At 74.6% G+C, this 826-nt stretch carries 1 protein-coding gene; it reads left to right on the top strand.

Annotation, left to right across the window (positions count from 1 at the left end; genetic code table 11):
- On the top strand, window positions 1-826 hold an 826-nt coding region (locus B2P18_RS14395), incomplete at both ends, for a heterodisulfide reductase-related iron-sulfur binding cluster (RefSeq protein ID WP_286961347.1).

Genomic DNA, 826 nt, shown 5'->3' with positions numbered 1-826 from the left:
CCCCGCCTCGAGCGCACCCGTCGTCACCTACCACGACCCCTGCTACCTCGGACGGCACAACAACGTGTATGCCCCGCCGCGCGAGCTCATCGGGTCGCTGCCCGGCGTCGAGCTGCGCGAGATGCCCCGCCACGGCGAGACGTCCTTCTGCTGCGGCGCCGGCGGCGCACGCATGTGGATGGAGGAGAAGCTCGGCACCCGCATCAACATGAACCGCACCGAGGAGGCGCTCGCCACGGGCGCCGACCGGATCGCGGTGGGCTGCCCCTTCTGCCGCGTCATGCTGTCCGACGGCGTCACCGCCAAGGAGGCCGACGACTCCGCGGTCGAGTCGGTCGAGGTAGTCGACGTCGCCCAGATGCTCCTGGCCGCCGTCCGGCGCGCCGACGAGGTCGAGGCGCCGGTCGAGCCGGCTGCCGAGGCCGCGTCGACGGGTGCAGCCGATGATGCCGCAGCTGCGGCGGCGTCCGGCACGGCCGGGGTCGCCGCAGCCGGCGCACCCGAGGGCATCAAGCCCGACGCCGACGACCGGCAGACCAGCACCACCCCTGCCGAGGAGGCCAAGGCGGAGGAGCAGGAGGAGGTGCGCGTCCCGGAGGAGAACGACGAGCAGGCCGTCCACGCCGCCAACGACGCCGACCCCTGGGACGACGACGACACCACCCCGGCGCCGGCCGCCCAGTCCCAGCCGGAGTCGAAGCCCGCGCCGCAGCCGGAGTCGAAGCCGACGCCCGAACCGACACCGGTCCCTGCCACCGACGACGTCGCCGACCCCTGGGACGACGACGACACCACCCCGGCGCCGGCCGCCGAGACCCAGCCCGAG

This window comes from Arsenicicoccus sp. UBA2120 (genome assembly GCF_002330965.1).
Classification (GTDB): Bacteria; Actinomycetota; Actinomycetes; order Actinomycetales; family Dermatophilaceae; genus Arsenicicoccus; species Arsenicicoccus bolidensis.
The sequence above is the reverse complement of the archived record's forward strand: the minus strand, read 5'-3'. Positions and strand labels throughout refer to the sequence as shown.